Origin of the sequence: Sphingomonas sp. CFBP 13728 (genome assembly GCF_014841895.1) — a bacterium.
In the GTDB taxonomy this organism is placed as follows: domain Bacteria; phylum Pseudomonadota; class Alphaproteobacteria; order Sphingomonadales; family Sphingomonadaceae; genus Sphingomonas.
Genome location: NZ_JACYUS010000001.1, coordinates 1,919,277 through 1,941,859, shown reverse-complemented (window position 1 = coordinate 1,941,859; position 22,583 = coordinate 1,919,277). Strand labels below are relative to the sequence as shown.

Genomic DNA, 22,583 nt, shown 5'->3' with positions numbered 1-22,583 from the left:
GTCGTTCCTCAAACCAGCGAAGGGTTCAGGCGGGCGAACCCCTCCTGCTGGCGGTACGGGGTGTGTGGATAAGCCGGCAGAACGTCGCTCGCCGCATCGAGCGCGGCGACCTGTTCCACCGACAATTCCCAGCCGACTGCGCCCAGATTGTCGCGCAACTGCGCCTCGTTGCGCGCGCCGATGATCACCGACGCGACCGTCGGGCGGCGCAGCAGCCAGTTGATCGCGACCTGCGGCACGCTCTTGCCCGTCTCCGCCGCAACTGCCTCCAGCGCGTCGATCACGCGGTACAGATGCTCGGTCTCGACCGGCGGCGCGAACTGTTCGGTGTCGTGCAGGCGGCTGCCCGCCGGGATCGGCCGGTCGCGTCCGATCTTGCCGGTCAGGCGGCCCCAGCCCAGCGGACTCCACACCAGCGCACCGACGCCTTGGTCGATACCCATCGGCATGAGGTCCGCCTCATAGGCGCGGCCGATCAGCGAGTAATAGACCTGATGCGCGACGAGCCGCGGCCAGCCGTGACGATCGGCGATGCCCTGCGCCTTCGTCACCTGCCAGCCCGGATAGTTCGACACGCCCGCATACCGCACCTTCCCCGCGCCGATCAGCAGGTCGAGCGTACCCATCACTTCCTCTGCGGGGGTCGACGCATCGAACGCATGAAGCTGGAGCAGGTCGATGTAATCGGTCCCCAGCCGCCGCAAGGAATCCTCGACCGCGCGGATCAAGCGGGCACGCGATGCACCCCAATCCTGCGGGCCATCGCCCATCGGCAGACCGGTCTTGGTCGAAATCAGGACCTGATCGCGGCGGCCCTCGATCGCCGCGCCGAGTACGGACTCCGAGGCGCCGTTCGAATAGACGTCGGCGGTATCGAACAGCGTCACGCCCGCTTCCAGGCAGACATCGACCAGCCGCCGTGCCTCGACGTCGTCGCTGCGGCCCCACGCGCCGAACAAGGGGCCGGTGCCGCCGAAGGTCGCAGTGCCGAAGCTCAGCGCCGGTACGCGCAGGCCCGAAGATCCCAATTGCCGATAGTCCATGTGCGTATCCCAATCTATGCGTCGAGGCATAGATGGCCCGTCGCGCTACCGCGTATTAGACCGCATGACAGCGAAGGATTTTTGACATGGACGCAAAGATGCCGATGGGCACCGATCGTGCCCGCGCGTTGGAAATCTTCGCGGCGGTCATGCGCGCGGGCAGTTTTTCGGGGGCGGGACGCGCGCTCGGGCTGACCCCGTCGGCGGTCGCGCGCTCGATCGACCGGATCGAAGCGCGGCTCGGCGTCCGGCTGTTGCTGCGCTCGACGCGCGCGCTGACACCGACTGCGGAGGGCCAGGTCTATCTCCAGACCGCGCGGCGTATCCTTGCCGACCTCGACGACGCCGAACAGCAGATCGCCGATCAGGGCTCGCCCCGCGGACGGCTGCGGATCAGCGCCGCGCTGTCGCACGGGCGGCTCTGCATCGTCCCGCTGCTCGGCGAATTCGTCCGCCTCCACCCGCATATCGTGCTTGATTTCGCGCTGACCGACGCCATCGTCGATATCGCCGCGGGGCAGGCGGACGTCGCGATCCGCTTCGGTCCGCTCGCCGACAGCCTGCTGACGGCTCGCAAGATCGGCGAGAGCGGCCGCGTGATCGTCGCGTCGCCGGACTACCTGGCACGCTGGGGAACGCCGACGCAGCCCGAAGACCTGCACCGTCACAATTGCCTCAACTTCAACTTCCGCCGGGTCGAACCGGTCTGGCCGTTCCGCCGCGACGGACAGGCGATCGCGCTGTCGGTGCGGGGCAATATCGAAGCGAACAACGGCGAGACGCTCGGCCAGCTCGCCGCCGCCGGCGTCGGCCTGGCGCGCGTCGGCGCCTTCAGCGTGGTCGACGATATCGCCGCGGGCCGATTGGTGGCGGTGCTCGAAGCGTATAATCCGGGCGACGTCGAGCAGATCCACGCAGTCTTCGTCGGCGGCACGAACGTCCCCGCTCGCGTCCGCGCCTTCGTCGATTTCCTCGCCGCGCAGCCCGGCCTGAGCGCGTGAATTTTCGGCGCCTGCCGTCGTCATGACGAACGAGGCGGCAACTGGCTGCGCGAACGCTCCCCGGTTCCGCGTCAGTCCTTGAACGGATCGATCTGCTGGATCGTGCCGTCGGCGTTGAACGACAATTCGGTCATCTTGGCGGAGCGGAGGTGGTTCTTATTCGACAGTTGCGTGTCGTGATAGAACAGCCACCAGCGGTTCTTGAACGCGATGATCGAGTGGTGCGTGGTCCAGCCCTGCACCGGCGTCATGATATGACCGGTATAGCGGAACGGACCATAGGGATTGTCGCCGACCGCGTAGGCGATGAAGTGCGTGTCGCCGGTCGAGTAGGTGAAGTAGTATTTGCCGCCGCGCTTGAACATCCATGACGCCTCGAAGAAGCGCCGGTCGTGGTCGCCGCCGAGGATCGGCTTGCCGGCTTCGTCGACGATCCGAACGTCGCGTGGCGCTTCGGCGAACTGTTTCATGTCCGCGGACATCCGTGCGACCTTGGGGGCGAGGGCAGGCTTGTCGTCCTGCTTCAGGTCGGTATCGCCGCCGTTCGGGTCGAACTTGCCGGTTGTCCAGCGCTGGAGCTGGCCGCCCCAGATGCCGCCGAAATACATGTAGCTCTCGCCGGTCGTATCGCTGAACACCGCCGGATCGATCGAGAAGCTGCCGCGGATCGGCAGCGCTTCCGACTTGAACGGGCCGGTCGGCGATTTCGAGGTGGCGACGCCGATCCGGAACACGCCCTGTTTGTCGCGCGCGGGCATGTAGAGATAATAAATGCCGTTCTTGTACGCGGCGTCGGGTGCCCAGGTCTGCTTCGAAGCCCAAGGGATCTGCTTCACGTCGATGCCGACCGGATGGATCGTCACCGGGCCGCCGGGGCGATCCATGCTCAGCACGCGGTAATCGTGCATCGCATATTGGTTGCCGAGATCGTCGTCGGGGATCCCCGCATCGACGTCGTGGCTGGGATAGACGTAGATCCTGCCGTTGAAGACATGCGCGGACGGATCCGCCGCGAAGATCTTGGCGACCAGGGGCTGCGCCAGATAGCGCTTGCCGTCGGGACTGCGCGGTTCGGCCTTGGCGGCACGCGCTGTTGCGGCGGGCGTCTTGGCGGGCGCCTTGGCAGTCTGGGCGATCGCGATGCCCGAGGCGATCATCACGGGCAACGCGACGACGAGGGCGGGGATATGGCCGGGTATACAGAGGCGCATGGCCTTTCGATCCTTCCTGATAAACGATCTTCTATGAGATCTGTGGTCCACGGATGTGGAGAGATAGCGCTATCATATCACGGCCGCGGACACCGGCAAGCGCTGATCGGCGCCGTCGGTCCGGGTGGTCAGAGGCAGAGGTCGGCGGGCGGTCCGGCAAGGGCGGGCGCGGATGGCGGTCCGGCCAGCGCGGGTGTCGGTCCCGGTCGCGACAGGTCAGTTGCGCTGGCGTAATAAGGATCGGCTTCGGCTTCCTGCAACGTCACGAACCGGAAGCCCATGTCGCGGTAGAGTGCGAGCAGGCGAGGCAGCATGCGTGCGTCGAACGCACCGACATGCATCAGCAGGACATAGGGGATGTCGCGTCCGACCTGCGTGTGCGCTCGCGCGCGTGCGGTCAGCGCGGCGGCGCGGGCGTCGGCGAGGAAGCTGGCCTCCAGCGCCTCGATGGCGGCGGCTTCGCGCTTGACCGCGCAGGCGGCGTAAACCGGGTTCCATTTGAAGTCGTTGAAACTCACCGTCACCGCGGCGGCACGGTAGCCGCGTTCGTGCAACGCCGTCCGTGCAGCGTCGCGTAGTGCAGGCGTGCTGCCCTCCGCGAGGAACGGATACCGGAACCAGTGCCAGTCGGTGCCTTTGGCTGCGGCGGCCAGCGCGGCTTCGTTGCGCGTCACCTCGGCGGCGAAGGCGGGGGCACCGACCTGATCGAGATTGACGTGCGAATAGGTGTGGTTGCCGAGCGGCAGTCCGGCGGCGCGCCACGCGGCGATCGCGCGTGCGGCATCGTCGGGCGTGTGGAGCCCGAACCCGGCGTTGAGGAAACCGAACGCGGGTGCCTTCGCCTTGGCCAATGCAGCGGCGATGTCGCGGATCACGCCGACGCGCGTCTGGCCGGGCGCGAGCGGTCCGTGCGCCGGGATGTCGTCGAAGGTCAGCGCGATCGCAGGACGCCGATCGCCGGCCGGTGCGACCGCCACGCGACCCGCAGCCCCGATCACCGCGCGCGAAGTCGACGCGGTACTGTCGAACAACGCCAACGGTACGGCCTCCCCCATGATTCGATATCCGGCCTCGGACGGGTGGAGATGATCGCTGGAATCATAAGGGGGGGCGAGCCGGTCGGGATGCGCGGGATCGCGCATCAGCCGGTCGAAGTCGATCACCGAGTCGAACACGCCCGACGTGCGGATGAAGCGGTTGACCGCCTGACGGTCGGCCTCGTTCGCGGCGCCCGGATGATAATAGTCGTTGCCGCCGAACGGCATCACCGTGCCGCCGATGACCTTGATCCCGTGAGCGTGCGCGCGCGCGACGATCTGCGCGTAGCCTGCCGTCATCTGCGCGACGATCGCGGCGTGCTGCGCAGGGGTGGCGGGGGCGTCGCGGGTGAGGACGCCGAGATCGTTGACGCCCTCCAGCACGATCGCCCAGCGCACGCCGCTGCGCGCGATCACGTCGCGATCGAAGCGGGCGAGCAAATTGGGGCCGAGCCCGTCGAGCAGCATGCGATTGCCCCCGATCCCGGCATTGACGACGCCGATCGCCTGCGTTGCCGGTCGCGCGCGCAGTCTCTGCGCCAACACGTCGGGCCAGCGGCTGTTGCGCTCGGGCTTCACGCCGTAGCCGTCGGTGATCGAATCGCCGATCGCGACGATCGTCCCGGCATTCGCGGTGCCCGAGACCTCGACATCCGCCAGCGCATACCAGCGCGTCGTCGACGTCGCGTCGGCCAGCGTCGCGGCGTCGACATGATCGCCGGCGAGCGTGAAGCTCGTCGCGCGCGCACCGGGATGGCCGGTCTGCGGGCTGGCGGCGTCCGGCAGGTACAGGCTCACGGCGAGGTCTGCGCCGGGTGCAACGGGGAACGCGATCGGATCCGAATAGACCTCCGCCCCCGCCGGGATCATCGCATCGGCGCGTCCCGAAAAGGTCAGCCGTGCGCCTCGCTCGATCTGCGGCGTGCCGGGCGCGACCGACCGCGCGACGTGCGCGCCGCCGATCGCGAGCGGGCGCGTGCCGAACGCGTTGGACAGGCGAACGCGGATGCGCGCGCCGCCCGCGGACAGCCGCACCACCTGCCGCAAGGTGATCGCGCCCGCACGGTCGGCGGGGAGCGCATTCTCGCCCTCGGCGATCATCTGCGACGAGCCCCAACTCGCGATCCACGGCGTATGGGGATGCGCGGGAACGACGTCGCGTGCGCCTGCGCCCGTCACGATCATCGCGCCCAGGATGAGCACTATTGGCCACCGCTTAGGCCGCAATGGGCTCGATCCGCCGATCATTGCGGATTGCCCGGTGCGTACGGAAAGTTCTGCGCCTTGTACCAGGCCAGATCGTGTTCGGGTGCGCGCGTACCCACCGGAAGCGGCAGGCGGTTGACCGACATCCAATAGGACAGGCTCGCATCGCGCCACCATCGCGCCTCGCGTTCCTGGATCGCCAGATACGTCGCGGTCTTGTCCCAGCGTCCCGCGTCGATCTGCGTCTTCAGGCCATCCCATTGTCTACGCATGTCGCCGACATAGCCGACGCCGGCATCATAATCATGGACCATTTCCGCCCACAGGATCCGCCCCGACGCCATCCGCCGATCCCACGGCACATGGTGGAACCACAGCAGTTCACGCTCGGGTGTCGTCGCTGGATCGGCGAGCCGGCGGGCGAGATCGGGTGCGTATTGCGCGACCGCGTTGCTCCCCGTTTTCGTCCGGTCGAAGCCGATCCCCGCCCTGTCGGCGCGGTGGTAATAGACCGGGTTCCATTCGGGGCGCTTGAGGTCCGCGATCCACGGGCCGGGGCCGTAGTGATGCCCCGTCGCCATGACGTGCGCGAGACCGAGCGGGGTCATGTAATCGACCACCGCCTCGCGCGATCCCATCATCATGCGCGTGACGGGATCGACGACGGCGGGCGAAGGGGCGAATGTCATCGCCGCCCATTCGCGCGCAACGGGGGCGGCGCCGAGCGTCGGATCCCATGCCATCCGTCCGAACGCATACCAGTTCGCCTGGTTGAAGGTGGAGCCCGCCCAGTCGCGATCGCGCCCGATATTTGCGACGCCGGCCATCCCGGTCAGTTTATGCCCCTCGACAGACCCGTCGACGACCTTCGCGACAGTCTCGCCGGGCGATCGCATCGTCTCGCTCGCCAGCGTCTCCGCGAACAGCGGCCCGAGATAGGCGAGGTGAGTCGCGAAGCCGAGATACTCCTTGGTGATCTGGAATTCGATCATCAGCGGCGTCTTCGGCATCGCGCCGAACAGCGGATGGAACGGCTCGCGCGGCTGGAAATCGATCGCGCCGTTCTTCACCTGGACGATGACATTGGCCGCGAACTTGCCGTCGAGCGGCTTGAACTCGGTGTACGCCTGTTTCGCGCGGTCGTCGGGGTCGGTCTCGGCATAGACGAACGCGCGCCACATCACGATCCCGCCATGCGGCGCGACCGCAGCGGCGAGCATGTTGGCACCGTCGGCATGGCTGCGGTGATAGTCGCGCGGACCCGGCTGGCCCTCGCTGTTCGCCTTCACAAGGAAGCCGCCGAAATCGGGGATCGCACGGTAGATCTCGTCGGTCTTCGCCCTCCACCATGCCGCGACCTGTGGATCGAGCGGGTCGGCGGTCTTGAGGCCACCGAGTTCGATCGGTGCCGAAAACCGCGCCGACAAGTACACCTTGATCCCGTACGGCCGGAACACGTCCGCCAGCGCCGCCGCCTTGGCGATATAGCGCGGCGTCAGGCTTTCGGCCTTCGCGTTGACGTTGTTGAGGACGGTGCCGTTGATGCCGATCGAGGCATTGGCGCGCGCGTAATCGGTGTAGCGCGGATCGCGGAGATTGGGGAGCGTCCACCAGTCCCACAGCGACACGCCGGCATAGCCGCGCTCGACGACGCCATCCAGATTGTCCCAATGGTTCAGCACGCGCAGTTTCACGCTGGGCGCGGACGTCAGGTCGATGCGGTCGAGACTGCCGCCGGTCTGGACGTACCGCAGCAGCGCGAAGCTGCCGTACAGCACGCCGCGATCGGTGTTCGCCGTCACCAGCGTCGCGCGCTTGCCGCCGATCGTCGTCGTGCGAACGATATAGCCTTCGTCGCCCAGCGTCGTGAGCGGCAGGCGGAGTGCGGCGACGTCGCGGTCCGTTGCGGTCGCCAGCACGATCGGATGCGCGCTCGCGCCGTCGGCGACCGCGTGCCCGGACAGCCCGGCGATCCCGCGGCGGACTTCGTCGGCGGCAACGCGGAGCGTCAGCGTGTCGCCCCTGCGTTCGATCGATTGCACGCTTCGGTTCAGCGCGCCGGCCTGCGTCGCCGCGAGCGGGCGATAGCGCATCCAGAGGTCGTACCCGTCCTCCGCCTGCGCCGCGGTGGTCCCCGTGACGATCATCGTGATCGCGACGACGAGCTTGCCGAATAGCGTCATTCTTTCCTCTCCCGCCGACCGACCGCGCATTGACAACGGTTCTGTTTGTCGGACATGTTATCGCTATCACGACGACGGCATCGACAGCAATGCCGCGTTTCAAAACAGGAGAACAGGGTGTCCGGCAACACAATCGCCTCGATCGCGACCAACCGCCGCAGCGTGCTCGGCTGGCTGGGAACCGCCTCGGTCGCAGCCCTGACACCCGGTATCGCGTGCGCCGCGGCGGCACCCGCGATTTACAAGGACGCGCGTGCGCCGGTCGATCTGCGGGTGCGCGATCTGCTGTCCCGCATGACGCTCGACGAGAAGGTCGCACAGTTGATCACGCTGTCGACCACCAAGCGGCAGGTGATGGATGCGGCGCTGAAATTCGATCCCGCGCGCGCCGATACCGCCTATCCGAACGGCATCGGCCAGATCGCGCGGCCGTCCGATCGCGGGGGTGCCGCGACCGCCGCGAACACGGGCACCGACGTCACCGGTCGCTGGCGCGCGCCCGCCGATACGATCGCCTTCGTCAACGCGGCGCAGCGCTGGGCGACGACTCGCAGCCGGCTCGGTATCCCGATCCTGTTCCATGAGGAGGCGCTGCACGGCTTCATGGCGCCCGAAGCGACGAGCTTTCCGCAGGCGATCGCGCTGGCGGGTTCGTTCGACCGCGAGCTCGTCCGCCGCGTGAACGCGGTGATCGCGCGCGAGGTTCGCGCACACGGCACCGTGCTGGCGCTGTCGCCGGTCGTCGACATCGCGCGCGATCCGCGCTGGGGCCGGATCGAGGAGACGTTCGGCGAAGACCCGTATCTGTGTGGGGAAATGGGTGTCGCCGCGGTGATCGGCCTGCAGGGCGAGGGCAAGACGCTGGCGCCGGGCAAGGTCTTCGCTACGCTGAAGCACATGACCGGGCACGGCCAGCCCGAAAGCGGCGAGAACGTCGCGCCCGCGCCGATCGCCGAACGCGAACTGCGCGAGAATTTCTTCCCGCCGTTCCGTTCCGTCGTCGCACGCACCGGGATCGGCGCGGTGATGCCGTCGTACAACGAGATCGACGGCGTCCCCAGCCACGCCAATCGCTGGTTGCTGCACGACGTGTTGCGCGGCGAATGGGGCTTCGATGGCGCGATCGTCAGCGATTATGCGGCGATCGGCGAGCTTGCCTCGCTGCACCACATCGCGGTCGATCGCGACGCCGCGGCCCGCCTCGCGATGGCGGCGGGCGTCGATTCCGACCTGCCCGACGGCGAGGCCTATCGCTCGCTCGCGGATCAGGTGCGCGCCGGCAAAGTGTCGGTCGAGGCGGTCGACGAGGCGTGCCGGCGGATGCTGACGATGAAGGTCCGGTCGGGCATGTTCGAACAGCCGATCGTCGATCCGAAGGCCGCCGCGCGGCTGACCGGCAATGCCGAGGCGCGCGCACTGGCGCTGGAGGCGGCGCGACGCTCGATCGCGCTGCTCGTCAACGACGGCACGCTGCCGCTGACGGCGGGTGCGCACAAGACGGTCGCGGTGATCGGCCCCAATGCGGCGATCGCGCGGCTCGGTGGCTATTCGTCGATCCCCAAGGCGACCGTCTCGCTGCTCGACGGCGTGCGCGCGCGGCTAAAGGGCAAGGCGGAGATGGTCCATGCGCAGGGCGTGTTCATCACCCAGAACGAGGATCGCTCTGCCAACGAAGTGCTGCTCGCCGACCCTGCGAAGAACCGCCAGCTGATCGCCGAGGCGGTCGAGGTGGCGAAGAGCGCCGACGTCATCCTGCTCGCGATCGGCGATACCGAACAGACCAGCCGCGAGGGCTATGCCAAGACGCATCTCGGCGATCGCACCAGCCTGGACCTGCTCGGCGAACAGAATGCGCTGTTCGCGGCGATGAAGGCGACCGGCAAGCCCGTCGTGGTCGTCGCGATCAACGGCCGCCCGCCATCCTGGCCGACCGCGGTCGAGAGCGCAAACGCGTTGCTCGAATGCTGGTATGTCGGACAGGAAGGCGGCACCGCGATCGCCGAGGCGGTGTTCGGCGACATCAATCCGGGCGCCAAGCTGCCCGTGACGGTCGCGCGGTCGACGGGGCAATTGCCGGTGTTCTATGACGCCAAGCCGTCCGCGCGCCGCGGTTATCTGTTCGACACCACCGCGCCGCTGTTCCCGTTCGGGTTCGGGCTCAGCTACACCAGGTTCGAGATCGGCACGCCGCGCCTGTCTGCGCCGAAGATCGGGATCGCCGGGACCGTCACGGTCGCGGTCGACGTGACGAATACCGGGCAGCGCGCCGGCGACGAAGTGGTGCAGCTCTACGTGCGCGACCAGGTCTCGTCGGTCGCGCGACCGGTCATCGAACTGAAGGGGTTCGAGCGCGTCACGCTGGCGCCCGGCGAGCGCAAGACCGTGCAGTTCGCGCTCGGCCCCGACGCATTCCGGTTCTTCGACCTCAACATGCGCGAGGTCGTCGAGCCCGGCCTGTTCGACATCTCGGTCGGACCCGATTCCGCACATCTCAAGACCGCCATTCTCGAAATCGCCTGAGGGACTGCCCATGCCCAAGATCGTCTCCGCCCGCGTCATCGTCACCTCCCCCGGGCGCAATTTCGTCACGCTGAAGATCGAATGCGACGATGGTACCACCGGGCTCGGCGACGCGACGCTCAATGGCCGTGAACTCAGCGTCGCTAGCTACCTCACCGACCACGTCGTACCGTGCCTGATCGGCCGCGACGCACACCGGATCGAGGACGTCTGGCAGTACCTCTACAAGGGCGCGTACTGGCGCCGAGGGCCGGTGACGATGGCGGCGATCGCGGCCGTCGATACCGCGTTGTGGGACATCAAGGGCAAGCTCGCGGGGATGCCGGTGTACCAGCTGCTCGGCGGCGCGGCGCGCGATGCGTGCATGGTCTACGCGCATGCCAACGGCACGACGATCGAGGACACGATCGCGGTCGCCAAGGCCGAGCAGGCTAAGGGCTACAAGGCGATCCGGCTGCAATGCGGCGTGCCGGGGCTCGCCTCGACCTACGGCGTCGCCAAGCACGGCGCGCGCTACGAACCCGCCGATGCCGACCTGCCGAGCGAGAGCGTCTGGTCGACTGAGAAATACCTGCGCGTGGTGCCCGAACTGTTCAAGGCAGCGCGCGAGGCGATGGGCTGGGACGTGCATCTGCTCCACGATATCCACCACCGCCTGACGCCGATCGAGGCGGGGCGGCTCGGCAAGGCGCTCGAGCCGTACAATCTGTTCTGGATCGAGGACCCCACGCCGGCCGAGAACCAGGAGGCGTTCAAGCTGATCCGCCAGCACACGACGACGCCGATCGCGGTGGGCGAGGTGTTCAATTCGATCTGGGACGCGAAGGACCTGATCCAGAACCAGCTGATCGACTATATCCGCGCGACCGTCGTGCATGCCGGCGGTATCACGCATCTGCGCCGGATCGCGTCGCTCGCCGACCTGTACCAGGTGCGGACCGGCTGTCACGGCGCGACCGACCTGTCGCCGGTGGCGATGGCGGCGGCGCTGCATTTCGGGCTGTCGGTGCCCAATTTCGGCGTGCAGGAGCATATGCCGCACACCGACGAGACCGATGCGGTCTTCCCGCACGCATACAGCTTCGACGACGGCATGATGCATCCGGGCGAGGCACCGGGGCTGGGCGTCGACATCGACGAGGATCTCGCGGCGACCTACGAGTATAAACGTGCTTATCTTCCGGTCGCGCGACTGGAAGACGGCACGTTGTGCAACTGGTGAGCGGCGACGTGACGGCCGCTCGCGTGATCGACAAGCCGCGCGGTCGGATCCGCTGGATCGTCTGCGCGCTGCTGTTTGCAGCCGTGGTGCTGAGCTATATCGACCGGCTCGTCCTGCCGACGCTCAAGCCCGATCTCCAGGTCCGCTACGGCTGGAGCGAGACGGGCTATGCCGATCTCGCCATCTGGTTCCAGGCTGCCTACGGCCTCAGCTACGTCATGTTCGGCCGGCTGATCGACCGGGTCGGCGCGCGCGTCGGCTATGCGCTGGCGGTGACGTTGTGGACGCTCGGCCATGTCGCGCACGTGTTCTTCACCTCGACCGGCGGCATGATCCTCGCGCGGATCCCGCTCGCGCTGGGGGAGGCGGGGACGTTCCCGGCGGCGATCGCGGCGACCAACGAATGGTTTCCCCGACGCGAGCGCGCGCTGGCGATCGGCATCTTCAACGCAGGCTCGAACGTCGGCGCGATCCTGACGCCGCTGGTGGTGCCGATCATCGCGGTGACGATGGGCTGGCGCTGGGCGTTCATCCTGACCGGGCTGCTGACCGTCATCTGGCTGGTCGCATGGCTCGGCTTCTATCGCCGCCCGCGCGAGCATCCCAGGGTCACGCCGGAGGAACTCGCCTATATCGAGAGCGAACCGGTCGAGCCCGGTCGGCCGGTGGCGTGGAAGACGTTGCTGCGCCAGCGCCAGACCTGGGCCTACATGCTCGGCCGGTTCCTGATCGATCCGGTGTGGTGGACCTTCCTGTTCTGGCTGCCCGACTTCTTCAACAAGCAATACGGCATCACGATGCTGGCATTCGGCCCGCCGCTGATCGCCGTGTATCTGCTCGCCGACGTCGGTTCGGTCGCCGGCGGCTGGTTCTCGTCGCGGCTGATCGGCCGGGGGCAGAGCGTCAACCGGGCGCGGAAAACCGCGATGTTCGTCTGTGCGCTGTGTGCGGTGCCGATCGCGTTCGCGACGCAGGTGCCGAACATGTGGTGGGCGGTGCTGATGATCGGCCTCGCCTGCGCCGGGCACCAGGGGTTCTCGGCCAATCTCTACGCGTTGCCGGGCGACCTGTTGCCACGCTGGGCGACGGGCTCGGTCGTCGGCCTCGGCGGGCTGTCTGGCGCGGTCGGCGGGATGCTGATGGCGAAGTTCGCCGGCTCCATCCTCGAGACCGTCGGCAGCTACCAGCCGATCTTCATCGTCGCGGCCTGCGCCTATCTCGTCGCGCTCGCCGTCATCCACCTCATCGTGCCGCGCTATGCACAGGTGCCTCCGGAACGCCTCCTATGACCAAGCCTTTGCGCCTTCATCCCGATCGCCTGTTCCCCGACGAACCGCGCACCCGCGACATCGCGCGCGCGCTGCATGCGGGCGTGAAGGACCTGCCGATCGTCAGCCCGCACGGCCATACCGATCCGGCATGGTTCGCAAGGAACGAGGCGTTCAGCGATCCCGCCTCGCTGCTGATCGTGCCCGATCATTATGTGTTCCGCATGCTCTACAGCCAGGGCGTGCCCCTCGACGCACTCGGCGTCCCGACGGTGGATGGCAGCGCGACGGAAACCGATCCGCGGAAAATCTGGCGCATCTTCGCAGGCCACTACCCCCTGTTCCGCGGCACGCCGTCGCGGATGTGGCTCGACTGGGTGTTCGCCGAGGCGTTCGGGATCAACGTCCGCCTCGAACCTGCGACCGCGGACCTGTATTTCGACACGATCGATGCTGCGCTGAAGACGCCCGAGTTCCGCCCCCGCGCGCTGTTCGACCGGTTCGGGATCGAGCTGATCGCGACCACGGAGAGTCCGCTAGACCCGCTGGAGCATCACGCCGCGATCCGCGCCAGCGACTGGAATGGCCGCGTCGTCACCGCCTATCGCCCCGACCCGGTCGTTGATCCCGACACGCCAGGTTTCGCCGCCAACGTCCGCCGCTTCGGCGAGACTGCGAACGCCGATGTCGGCAGCTATGCGGGCTATCTCGCCGCGCACCGCTTCCACCGCGCACGCTTCCGCGCGGCGGGTGCGACCTCGACCGATCACGGCCACCCATCGGCGGCGACGGCGGACCTGACGCCTACCGAAGCGGACGCGCTCTACGCCCGCGTCATGGCCCAGCCGACCGCCGCGGACGCGGAACTCTTCCGCGCACAGATGCTGACAGAGATGGCGGCGATGTCGGTCGAGGACGGGATGGTGATGCAGCTCCACCCCGCCGTCTCGCGCAGTCACAACGCGTCGGTGCTGGCGCGCTTCGGTCGCGACAAGGGCGGCGACATCCCGCTGCCCGGCGAGTTCGTCCGTGCGCTGAAACCGCTGCTCGACCGGTTCGGCAACGATCCCCGGCTCACGCTGATCCTCTTCACGCTCGACGAGGACACCTACGCGCGTGAACTCGCGCCGCTCGCCGGGCATTATCCGTCGCTGCGGCTCGGCCCGCCCTGGTGGTTCCACGATAGCCCGGAGGGGATGCGCCGCTTTCGCGAACGCGCGACCGAGACCGCCGGCTTCTACAACACGGTCGGCTTCAACGACGACACGCGCGCCTTCCTGGCGATCCCCGCGCGCCACGATGTCGCGCGCCGGATGGACTGCGCGTTCCTCGCCAAACTCGTCGCCGAACACCGGCTCGAAGAGGACGAGGCGCATGAGGTCGCCCGCGCGCTTGCCTATGACCTGGTCAAGGATGCCTACAAGCTGTGACACACATGATGACATTGCGCACTTCGATCCTGGCGCTGACCGCGCTCTCGGTCGCGACGCCCGCGCTTGCCGACGCACCCTCGCTGCGCAAACAGGGTAGCGCGACGCAGTTGATCGTCGGCGGCAAGCCGATGCTGATCATCGGGGGCGAGCTGAGCAATTCGGCGGCGTCCAGCGCGGCGTACATGGCGCCGCACTGGAAGAAACTGCGCGCGATGCACCTCAACACGGTTCTCGCGCCGGTCGCGTGGGAACTGATCGAGCCGCGCGAAGGCCAGTTCGACTGGACCTCGGTGGATACCATGCTGCGCGATGCGCGCGCCGCCGACCTGAAGCTCGTGATCCTCTGGTTCGGCGCGTGGAAGAATTCGATGTCGACCTATGTGCCTGCCTGGGTGAAGCGCGACCAGACGCGGTTTCCGCGCGCGCAGGGCCCGAACGGGCAGGGCGTCGACATCCTCTCGGCATTCGCGCCCGAGACGCTGAAGGCGGACCAGCGCGCCTATGCCGCGCTGATGGCGCATCTGAAGGCGGTCGACGGCACGCAGAACACCGTCGTGATGATGCAGGTCGAGAACGAGATCGGGATGCTGCCGGTCGCCCGCGATTACGGCCCGCTCGCCGAAGCCGCGTACCGCCAGCCGGTGCCGACCGAACTCGTCCGGTATCTGACCGCGCACAAGGCGAACCTCGTTCCCGAGATGCACGCGATGTGGGTCGAGCGTGGCGCGAAGACGCAAGGCTCCTGGGAGGACCTGTTCGGCGCGGGCGATGCGGCCGCGGAAGTGTTCACCGCCTGGTATTATGCGCGTTTCGCCGATCAGCTGACCGCGGCGGGCAAGGCGGCGTATCCGATGCCGATGTACGTCAACGTCGCGCTCAACCGTCCCGGCCGTGCACCCGGCGAATATCCGAGCGGCGGTCCGTTGCCGCATCTGATCGACGTGTGGAAGGCCGGTGCGCCGACGATCGATTTCCTCGCGCCCGACATCTATTTTCCGAACTATGTCGACCTGGTCGGCCGCTACAAACGCCCGGACAACCCGCTGTTCATTCCCGAAGCCAACAATGCGGACAATGCGGCTGTCCCGGCCAACGCATTCTATGCCTATGGCGAGCATGACGCGATCGGCTTCGGCCCGTTTTCGATCGACTCCGCCGACGATGCGCCGGGCGATCTGGCCAAGGCCTATGACGTGATCGCGCAGCTTTCGCCGCAGATCCTCGCCGCGCAGGGCTCGAACCGGATGGCGGGGTTCAAGCCGCGCGTTCTGTATGACGAGACCGTGATCTACGAACCGCAGACGCGCGACATCGGCGGATACCGGTTCACGATCGCCTATGCCGATATCCAGCGGCCGGTCGCGAAACCCGACATGGCGAGCTATGGCGGGATGATCGTCCAGACCGGACCGGAAGAGTTTCTGGTCGCGGGGCAGGGCATCACCGTCACCTTCAAGCCGATCGGCGACGGCCCCGGGCTTGCCGGTATCGACAGCGCGTACGAGGGGCGTTTCGACACTACGGGACGCTGGGTGGCGGGTCGGCTGCTCAACGGCGATCAGACTCATCAGGGCCGTCACATCAGCCTGCCGGCCGGCGAATGGCAGATTCAGCGGGTCAAACTGTACCGCTACCGCTGAAACTATTGACACCGATCGGTCAGACAATTACTCATAATATGATAGCGCTATCATAAATTGCGCAAGATTTAACGTATCCCGACATCGAAGCGGGGACATCACACGGAGGGGATATCCCATGAACTTCACCGCACGCCGTCACCACGTCCGCGCCACATTGCTGGCCGCTGCTGCCGGTAACATCCTGATCGTCGCGGCGCCTGTCGCCGCACAGGTCGCGCAGGCCGATGCGGCGACCAGCACGACCGCACCGGCAACCCCCGACCAGCAGGGCATCACCGGCACGACCACCCAGGCGGCGCCGTCGCAGGCCGATGCCACCGGGCAGAGCGCCACCGCCGCCGACAATGGTCTCGGCGCGACCGACGAGATCATCGTCACCGGCATCCGCGGCAGCCTGCAGAGCACGACCAACGCGAAGCGCAACGCGGTCGCGTTCGGCGACTCGATCTTCGCCGAGGACATCGGCAAGCTGCCCGCGACCAACCTCGCCGAGACGCTCAACCGCATTCCCGGCGTGCGCCTGAACCGCGATATCACCGGCGAAGGCGTCCAGGTCGCGATCCGCGGCCTCGGCCCGAGCTTTTCGAAGGTGCTGCTCAACAACACGCAGATCGCGATCGCGTCGGATGGCGGCACCAACGGCACCGGCGGCGGCAACCGCGAAGTCGATCTCGATTTCTTCCCGTCCGAACTGTTCACCCGCCTCGACGTGCTGAAGTCGCCGGTCGCATCCACGCTGGAGGGTGGGATCGCCGGTACGGTCAATCTGCGCAATGCACGCCCGTTCGACAATCCGGGCACGCACCTGACCGTCGTCGGGCAGGGCCAGTATAACGATACCAACAACCGCTTCGGCCCGCGCGGCGCGATCGTCGCGAGCAAGACCTGGGACAAGTTCGGCATCCTGATCGGCTTGCAGGGCGTCGATCAGAAAACCCGCGTCGATGGTTTCGAGACGGTCGGCTACACCGACGGCAACGTCCCGACCGGGCGGCCGGGCGTCGGCGACATCGGCGGCAACGGCTTCGCCTATGCGCCGGTCGTACCGCGCAACACCGGCTTCGGCCTGACGCCGGGTGCGCCCGTCAATCTCGCGGCGACGTCGGGGCTGACCGATACGCAGATCCGCAGCGCGCTGATCCCGCGTCTCGGCCGCAACAACGTGACGCAAGGGACCCGCTCGCGGTATTCGGCATTGCTCGCGCTCGAGTTCCGCCCGACCGACACGCTCAGCTTCGCGTTCGACGGCATCTACGCCAAGTCGAAGCGCGATTACGTCAAGTCGAACATGAACTGGTACGTCCGCAATTCGGGCCCCGGCACCGATCCGACGTCGACCGGCGGCATGGTGCCGATCGGCCTGACGGTGGACGCGAACAACGTCGTCACCAGCGGTACGTTCGCCAACTCGGTGTTCTTCCTCGAAGAGAGCATCTTCCGCCAGACCACCGAATTCTACAATGTGAACCCGAGCGTCACCTGGGCGCCGAGCGACACGTTCAAGGTCGAGGCGCAGGTCAATTACGGCAAGAGCACGTTCTATCGCGAACAGCCGAGCTTCCTGATCCAGACCCCGCGCGAGACCGGGATCAACGCGTTCTACGACAATACCGACAGCAACAATCCGCAGCCGATCATCACCTCGAACGTCGATCTCGGCGATCCGAACCTCGGCTGGAAATGGTACCGCCAGAACGTCCAGAGCGTACGCCGCAAGACCGAGACCAAGGGCGCGCATGTCGATTTCACGCTCGGCGATGCGAATATGAACCTGAAGTTTGGCGGCGCGTACGACAGCGCGCTGCGCAACGTCCGCGCCTACGACAATTCGACCGCGTACCAGACGTCGGTGTGCGGCGCGACGTGCGACGGCACCACCGGCAGCGTCACCAACGCGCAATTGTCACAGTATCTGCAACGCCTCAACGTCACCGATATCGGCAAGCTGTCCAAGGGCAATGTCGGCTATACGAGCATCATCTCGACCAAGCTGAAGGAGCTGCAGGCGGCGACCAACTACCAGTCGTTCCTCGACAACGCGCCCGAAGCGCGCGGTTCGGTGACCGGCGGCACGACCGGCGACATCCTCGAGAAGACGTTCGGCTTCTACATGGAGGGCAACGGCGTCACCGAGATCTTCGGTCGCGAACTGCGCGCCAATGCCGGCGTCCGCTATGTCCATACCGACCAGCACGTCGCCGGCCCGGTCCAGGTCGCGGCAGGCCTCGTCGACGTGATCCAGGACTCGTCCTACGAGAAGGTCCTGCCGTCGCTCAACCTGACCTACGACGTGGCGACCCGCCTCAAGCTGCGGTTTGCGACCTCGATCAGCATGACGCGCGCCGATGCCGGGTCGCTGCTGCCCGGCCTGACCTTCTCCGATCAGGGCGCTCAGGTCGCGACCGCGGGCAACCCCAACCTGAAGCCCTACACGTCGGAGAACATCGATCTGGGCGGCGAATATTATACCGGCGGGATCGGCTATGTCGGCGTGTCGTACTTCCGCAAGAACATCGACGGGTTCACCGCCAACATCCAGTCGACGGTGCCGTTCTCCGCGCTGAACCTCGCGTTCAGCACGCTCACCACGACGCAGCAGCAGGCGATCAATGGTCGCGGTGGTCCGGACGTTGCGCAGATCGTCGTGACGCAGCCGGTCAACCTGAACCAGCTCAAGATTCAGGGCGTCGAGGCGACCTGGGTCCAGCCGCTCGATTTCCTCGTCCGCGGGCTCGGCTTCTCGGCGAACGGCACGCGGATCACGCAGAAGTCGGATACCGGGCTGGTCGCGTCGGGCATCGCGCCGTGGAGCTACAACCTCCAAGGCTTTTATGAAGGCCACGGCGTGTCGCTCAGCCTGAACTATGTCTGGAACGACGAATCGATCGCCGCGAACGGTCCGCAGAACAACATCCCCGTGCCGCTGCGTGCCGATGCGCGCGGCCAGTTCGATATCTCCGCCGGATATCAGCTGCCGTTCTTCGACAACCGCGTGCGCCTGACGCTCGACGTACTCAACATCACCAACGAGCCGCTGCGGACCACCTTCGGCTACGACAATGCAGCCTATAGCGTCTATTATCCGGGTCGCCAGTTCCTCGCCGGCATCCGCGCCAAGTTCTAAGTCTCCTCTCCCGAGGACCCTGTGGGGCCGGTCCGAAAGGATCGGCCCCTTTTTTGTACATCCGCCGCCAATTCCCCGGGTCGTGCGCAACCTGCGTTGCTTGTCTATCCTGTGACGAGGGCGTGGTGGTGCTAATTTGTCACGGCCACGAGCGATGCTCCATTAGCTTTCTGCCGACTTATCAACCGATTGCAGATTAAATCCAATTTGGATCAATGTTTATCGCGGTGTGTGTAACAATAGAGAGATATTCGGTCGCAAAGATGCTTGCCACTGTCTCTGTAAGGTCTATGTTAGCGCTCGCACAGCCGGCGTACGATCGGCGTGGGAGTATCCGCGGTCACAAGATTGCGACCAAGAGGGGATGATCATGAAGGCTAATAGTCTTTCGTCGGCGCTCGCGCGTTCGGCATCCGTTATAGCGGTGGCGTACTGTCTTACGGTATCAGGCGTTGCTTCTGCACAAGCTCAGGCGCAGGCCGGCGCCGACGCCACGAATGCGCAGCCGACGACGGCACCGGGCACGACGGCAGACCCCACGGCCGCGGCCGGTCAGCTCACGCAACCACAGACCGCGCCGTCGTCCGAATCTTCTCTTGCTGCCCAGGCGCCCGCGAGCGACGAGATCGTCGTCACCGGCGTTCGTGCCAGCCTCGAACGGTCGATCGCGATCAAGCGCAATTCGACCGGCATCGTCGACGCGATCTCGGCGGAAGATATCGGCAAGTTCCCCGACACCAACCTCGCCGAGTCGCTGCAGCGGATCACGGGCGTCTCGATCAATCGTACCAACGGCGAAGGCGCGCTGGTCACCGTTCGCGGCTTCGGCCCGAGCTACAATCTGGTCACGCTGAACGGCCGCCAGCTTGCGACCGCTAACGTGCAGGTCGTCGGCGGCGATCAGAATTCCGATGGCGCGCAGGGTGCGAGCCGGTCGTTCGACTTCTCGAACCTCGCCTCCGAAGGCGTCCGTACGCTGGAGGTCTACAAGACCGGACGCGCATCCGTGCCGACCGGCGGCATCGGCGCGACCATCAACGTGGTCACGCGCCGTCCGCTTGACGGCAAGGGCGGCCTGACCGGCAGCATCGGCGCGAAGGGCGTGTACGACACCAGCACCGATGGCTGCCTGGATTGCGGATCGAAGGTCACGCCGGAGCTTTCGGGCGTGCTCAGCTGGGCCGATCCGACCGACCGGTTCGGCGTGTCGCTGTTCGGCAGCTACCAGAAGCGCAACTTCACCTCGATCGCGGCGACGTCCAACAACTGGAACATCATGCCGTACAGCACCTTCCTGTCGGGAGGGTTCGTCAAATCGGATGGCAGCACGAAGATCACGGGTGGGCCGAGCGACCCGAACCAGCTCGTCGCGATCCCCAACGACAGCCGCTATCACTATGCGGAAGGCAGCCGCGAGCGCATCAACGGCCAGGCGGTGGTCCAGTTCAAGCCGATCGAGACGCTGACGCTGACCGCCGACGCGCTGTTCGCGCAGAACACGCAGAAGGAAGTCCGTTCGGATCTGTCCAACTGGTTCAGCCGGCCGTTCGACGAGGTGCGGTTCGACGCCAACCCGACGGTCGCCACCGCGACGTATCTGCACGAAACGATCAACGGCGCGAAGGACGAAGGCTTCGAGGCGCAGAACCGCGGTCAGAAAAGCCGGATCCAGGATTTCGGCCTGAACGGCAAATGGGACATCACCGACAACTTCACGTTCAATCTCGATGGCCATTACAGCAAGGCATCGAGCCGGCCGGACAATCCCAACGGCAACAGCTCGACGCTGGTCGGCATGGCGGCCAACGTCGTTTCCTCGCATTCGGTGGATTTTTCCGGCGGTATTCCCGTGCAGGACATCACGCTCTCGGGTCCGCTGACGGTTACCCAGGTGGGGTCGCAGATCGGTCGCACGTTCGCGTCTGCGCAGGATCAGCGCGTGAAGGAACTGCGCGGCGATTTCGGCTGGGATCTCGGGGGCGGCAGTCGCTTCGATTTCGGCGGCAACCTTCGCAACACCAACATGCACCAGACGCGAACCACGACGCAGCAGGTTCTCGGCGACTGGGGCATCACCAACCCCGGCGACGTGGAACGGCTCGCGCCGGGCGCGCTGCAGGCGTTCTGCCTCGTCTGCAAATTCAAGCATTACGATCCCGGCAACGATCCGGAATCGCAGACGGCATTCCGCGGTGATGCGGCGTCCATCTACTCGGTCCTGTCGCCGTTCTACAGCAAGGCCGGCAATCTCGTCGGTACCACCGCCACCGAAGACAATCGGGTTCGCGAGAAGATCTGGTCGGCATATGGCCAGGTCACGTGGAAGGGTGAGCTCGGGCCATTACCCGCGACGCTCGTCGCCGGCGTGCGCTACGAACACACGAAGTCCACGTCGCGATCGCTGGTGGCCGTTCCTGCCGCGATCAACTGGGTTTCGGACAACGACTACACCCTCGTGATCTCGAACCAGAGCAGCTTCCTGACGGACGGCGGGTCCTATAATAATTTCCTCCCCTCAATGGATTTCCAGGTCGAGTTGAAGACCAATCTGATCGGGCGCCTGTCGTTCAGCAAGACGATCGCACGGCCGGAATATGGTAATCTGTTCACCTCGACCAGCGCCAACGGGCCATCGCGACCGGTCGCCAATGGCGGTATCCCGAGCGGGACGACGGGAAATGCGCGGTTGATCCCGCTCGAATCGGACAATCTCGATGCCTCGATCGAGTGGTATTACAAACCGGACAGCTACGTCTCGTTCGGGGTGTTCGACAAGCGGGTACGCAACTTCATCGGCAACGGCCAGTTCACCACCGAACTGTTCGGACTGCGCGATCCGAGCTCGGGCGCGCCGGGAACGCGATCGGGCCAGGCCAAGGCGGCGTTGCAGGCGCTGGGTGCCGATCAGAGCGACGTGAACCTGTTCGTGCTGACGGCATTGCTGGACCAGACCGGCTCGATCGGCGCGGCCACCACAGTGTTCCAGGCGAACTATAATGGCGCCACCGGCTCGCTGAACGACGATTTCGTCAAGCAGATCAACAGCAGCCGTGACGTGATCGCGAACGGGACGGACGTCCTGTATCAGTTCCAGCTCACCAGGCCGGTCAACAACAAGGACGCGGAGATCTACGGCTTCGAAGTCGCAGGCCAGCATTTCTTCGGATCGACCGGTTTCGGCGTCAGTGCCGCCTATACGCTGGTGCGGGGCGATGTCGGGTTCAACATCGGCGGGCTTCCGTCGGAGAACCAGTTCGCGCTGCTGGGCCTGTCGGACACGTTCAACGCGACGCTGATCTTCGACAAATACGGACTGTCCGCCCGGCTCGCGTACAACTGGCGCGACAAGTTCCTGTCGGGCATCAACCGCCAGGACTCGCGCAATCCGGAGTTCACCAAGCCGTTCGGACAGCTCGATGCGAACATCAGCTACGACATCACGCCGCGCTTCGCGGTGTCGATCGAAGGCATCAACCTGACCGAGCAGAAACTCCGGACCTATGCGCGCGACCAGAGCGAGCTCTGGTTCGGACAGGAACTGCGCCGCCGCTTCCTGCTGGGCGGGCGCTTCCGCTTCTGAACGGATGCGGGGGATCGACGGGCAACGATGTTCCCCTTCCAAGCCGGGGAGGGGGACATCGCTTGTCGGGATACCAGCGTGCGGCAATCCCACTTTCCACGTCATGCTTACG

12 protein-coding genes are annotated in these 22,583 nt (G+C 66.2%); 8 read left to right on the top strand and 4 right to left on the bottom strand.

Annotation, left to right across the window (positions count from 1 at the left end; genetic code table 11):
• Positions 1–8: 8 nt before the first annotated feature.
• The gene (locus IFT67_RS08695) at positions 9–1,043 is read right to left on the bottom strand and encodes an aldo/keto reductase (RefSeq protein ID WP_192146636.1); all 1,035 of its coding nucleotides are present in this window, start codon (positions 1,041–1,043) and stop codon (positions 9–11) included.
• Between the two features lie 86 nt (positions 1,044–1,129).
• Between IFT67_RS08695 and IFT67_RS08690 the strand changes: the two genes are divergently transcribed.
• Complete coding sequence (locus IFT67_RS08690; protein WP_192146250.1) at positions 1,130–2,044, top strand: LysR family transcriptional regulator; 915 nt, start codon at positions 1,130–1,132, stop codon at positions 2,042–2,044.
• 71 nt (positions 2,045–2,115) lie between these two features.
• Here the strand turns inward: IFT67_RS08690 and IFT67_RS08685 are convergent, their stop codons facing one another.
• From IFT67_RS08685 to IFT67_RS08675, 3 genes are all read right to left on the bottom strand, one after another.
• Entirely contained in the window at positions 2,116–3,255 is a 1,140-nt protein-coding gene (locus IFT67_RS08685; protein ID WP_244647209.1) for a glycoside hydrolase family 43 protein, read from the bottom strand.
• Positions 3,256–3,383: 128 nt separating this feature from the next.
• Positions 3,384–5,495: a GDSL-type esterase/lipase family protein gene (locus IFT67_RS08680; protein WP_342450589.1), complete on the bottom strand. Its 2,112-nt coding sequence runs from the start codon at positions 5,493–5,495 to the stop codon at positions 3,384–3,386.
• Between the two features lie 41 nt (positions 5,496–5,536).
• The gene (locus IFT67_RS08675; protein ID WP_244647208.1) at positions 5,537–7,681 is read right to left on the bottom strand and encodes an alpha-glucuronidase family glycosyl hydrolase; all 2,145 of its coding nucleotides are present in this window, start codon (positions 7,679–7,681) and stop codon (positions 5,537–5,539) included.
• 117 nt (positions 7,682–7,798) lie between these two features.
• On the opposite strand from IFT67_RS08675, the gene IFT67_RS08670 reads away from it, so the two are divergent.
• The 7 genes from IFT67_RS08670 to IFT67_RS08640 all read left to right on the top strand — a co-directional run bounded on the left by IFT67_RS08670 (position 7,799) and on the right by IFT67_RS08640 (position 22,471).
• On the top strand, positions 7,799–10,201 hold the full coding sequence (locus IFT67_RS08670; RefSeq protein ID WP_446740800.1) for a glycoside hydrolase family 3 N-terminal domain-containing protein: 2,403 nt from the start codon (positions 7,799–7,801) through the stop codon (positions 10,199–10,201).
• A gap of 10 nt (positions 10,202–10,211) precedes the next feature.
• The gene (manD, locus tag IFT67_RS08665) at positions 10,212–11,423 is read left to right on the top strand and encodes a D-mannonate dehydratase ManD (protein WP_192146244.1); all 1,212 of its coding nucleotides are present in this window, start codon (positions 10,212–10,214) and stop codon (positions 11,421–11,423) included.
• Positions 11,420–12,712, top strand: a complete 1,293-nt coding sequence (locus IFT67_RS08660) for an MFS transporter (protein WP_446740799.1) — start codon at positions 11,420–11,422, stop codon at positions 12,710–12,712. Before manD ends, IFT67_RS08660 begins: the two co-directional genes overlap by 4 nt.
• Complete coding sequence (gene uxaC, locus IFT67_RS08655; RefSeq protein ID WP_192146242.1) at positions 12,709–14,121, top strand: glucuronate isomerase; 1,413 nt, start codon at positions 12,709–12,711, stop codon at positions 14,119–14,121. Before IFT67_RS08660 ends, uxaC begins: the two co-directional genes overlap by 4 nt.
• Positions 14,122–14,126: 5 nt before the next feature.
• Positions 14,127–15,764, top strand: coding sequence for a GH35 family beta-galactosidase (locus tag IFT67_RS08650; RefSeq protein ID WP_192146240.1), 1,638 nt, complete (start codon positions 14,127–14,129; stop codon positions 15,762–15,764).
• A 118-nt stretch (positions 15,765–15,882) separates the two neighbouring features.
• On the top strand, positions 15,883–18,891 hold the full coding sequence (locus IFT67_RS08645; RefSeq protein WP_192146238.1) for a TonB-dependent receptor: 3,009 nt from the start codon (positions 15,883–15,885) through the stop codon (positions 18,889–18,891).
• Between the two features lie 370 nt (positions 18,892–19,261).
• A complete protein-coding gene (locus tag IFT67_RS08640) occupies positions 19,262–22,471 on the top strand; it encodes a TonB-dependent receptor (RefSeq protein WP_192146236.1) in 3,210 nt (1,069 codons plus the stop codon).
• Positions 22,472–22,583: the final 112 nt, after the last annotated feature.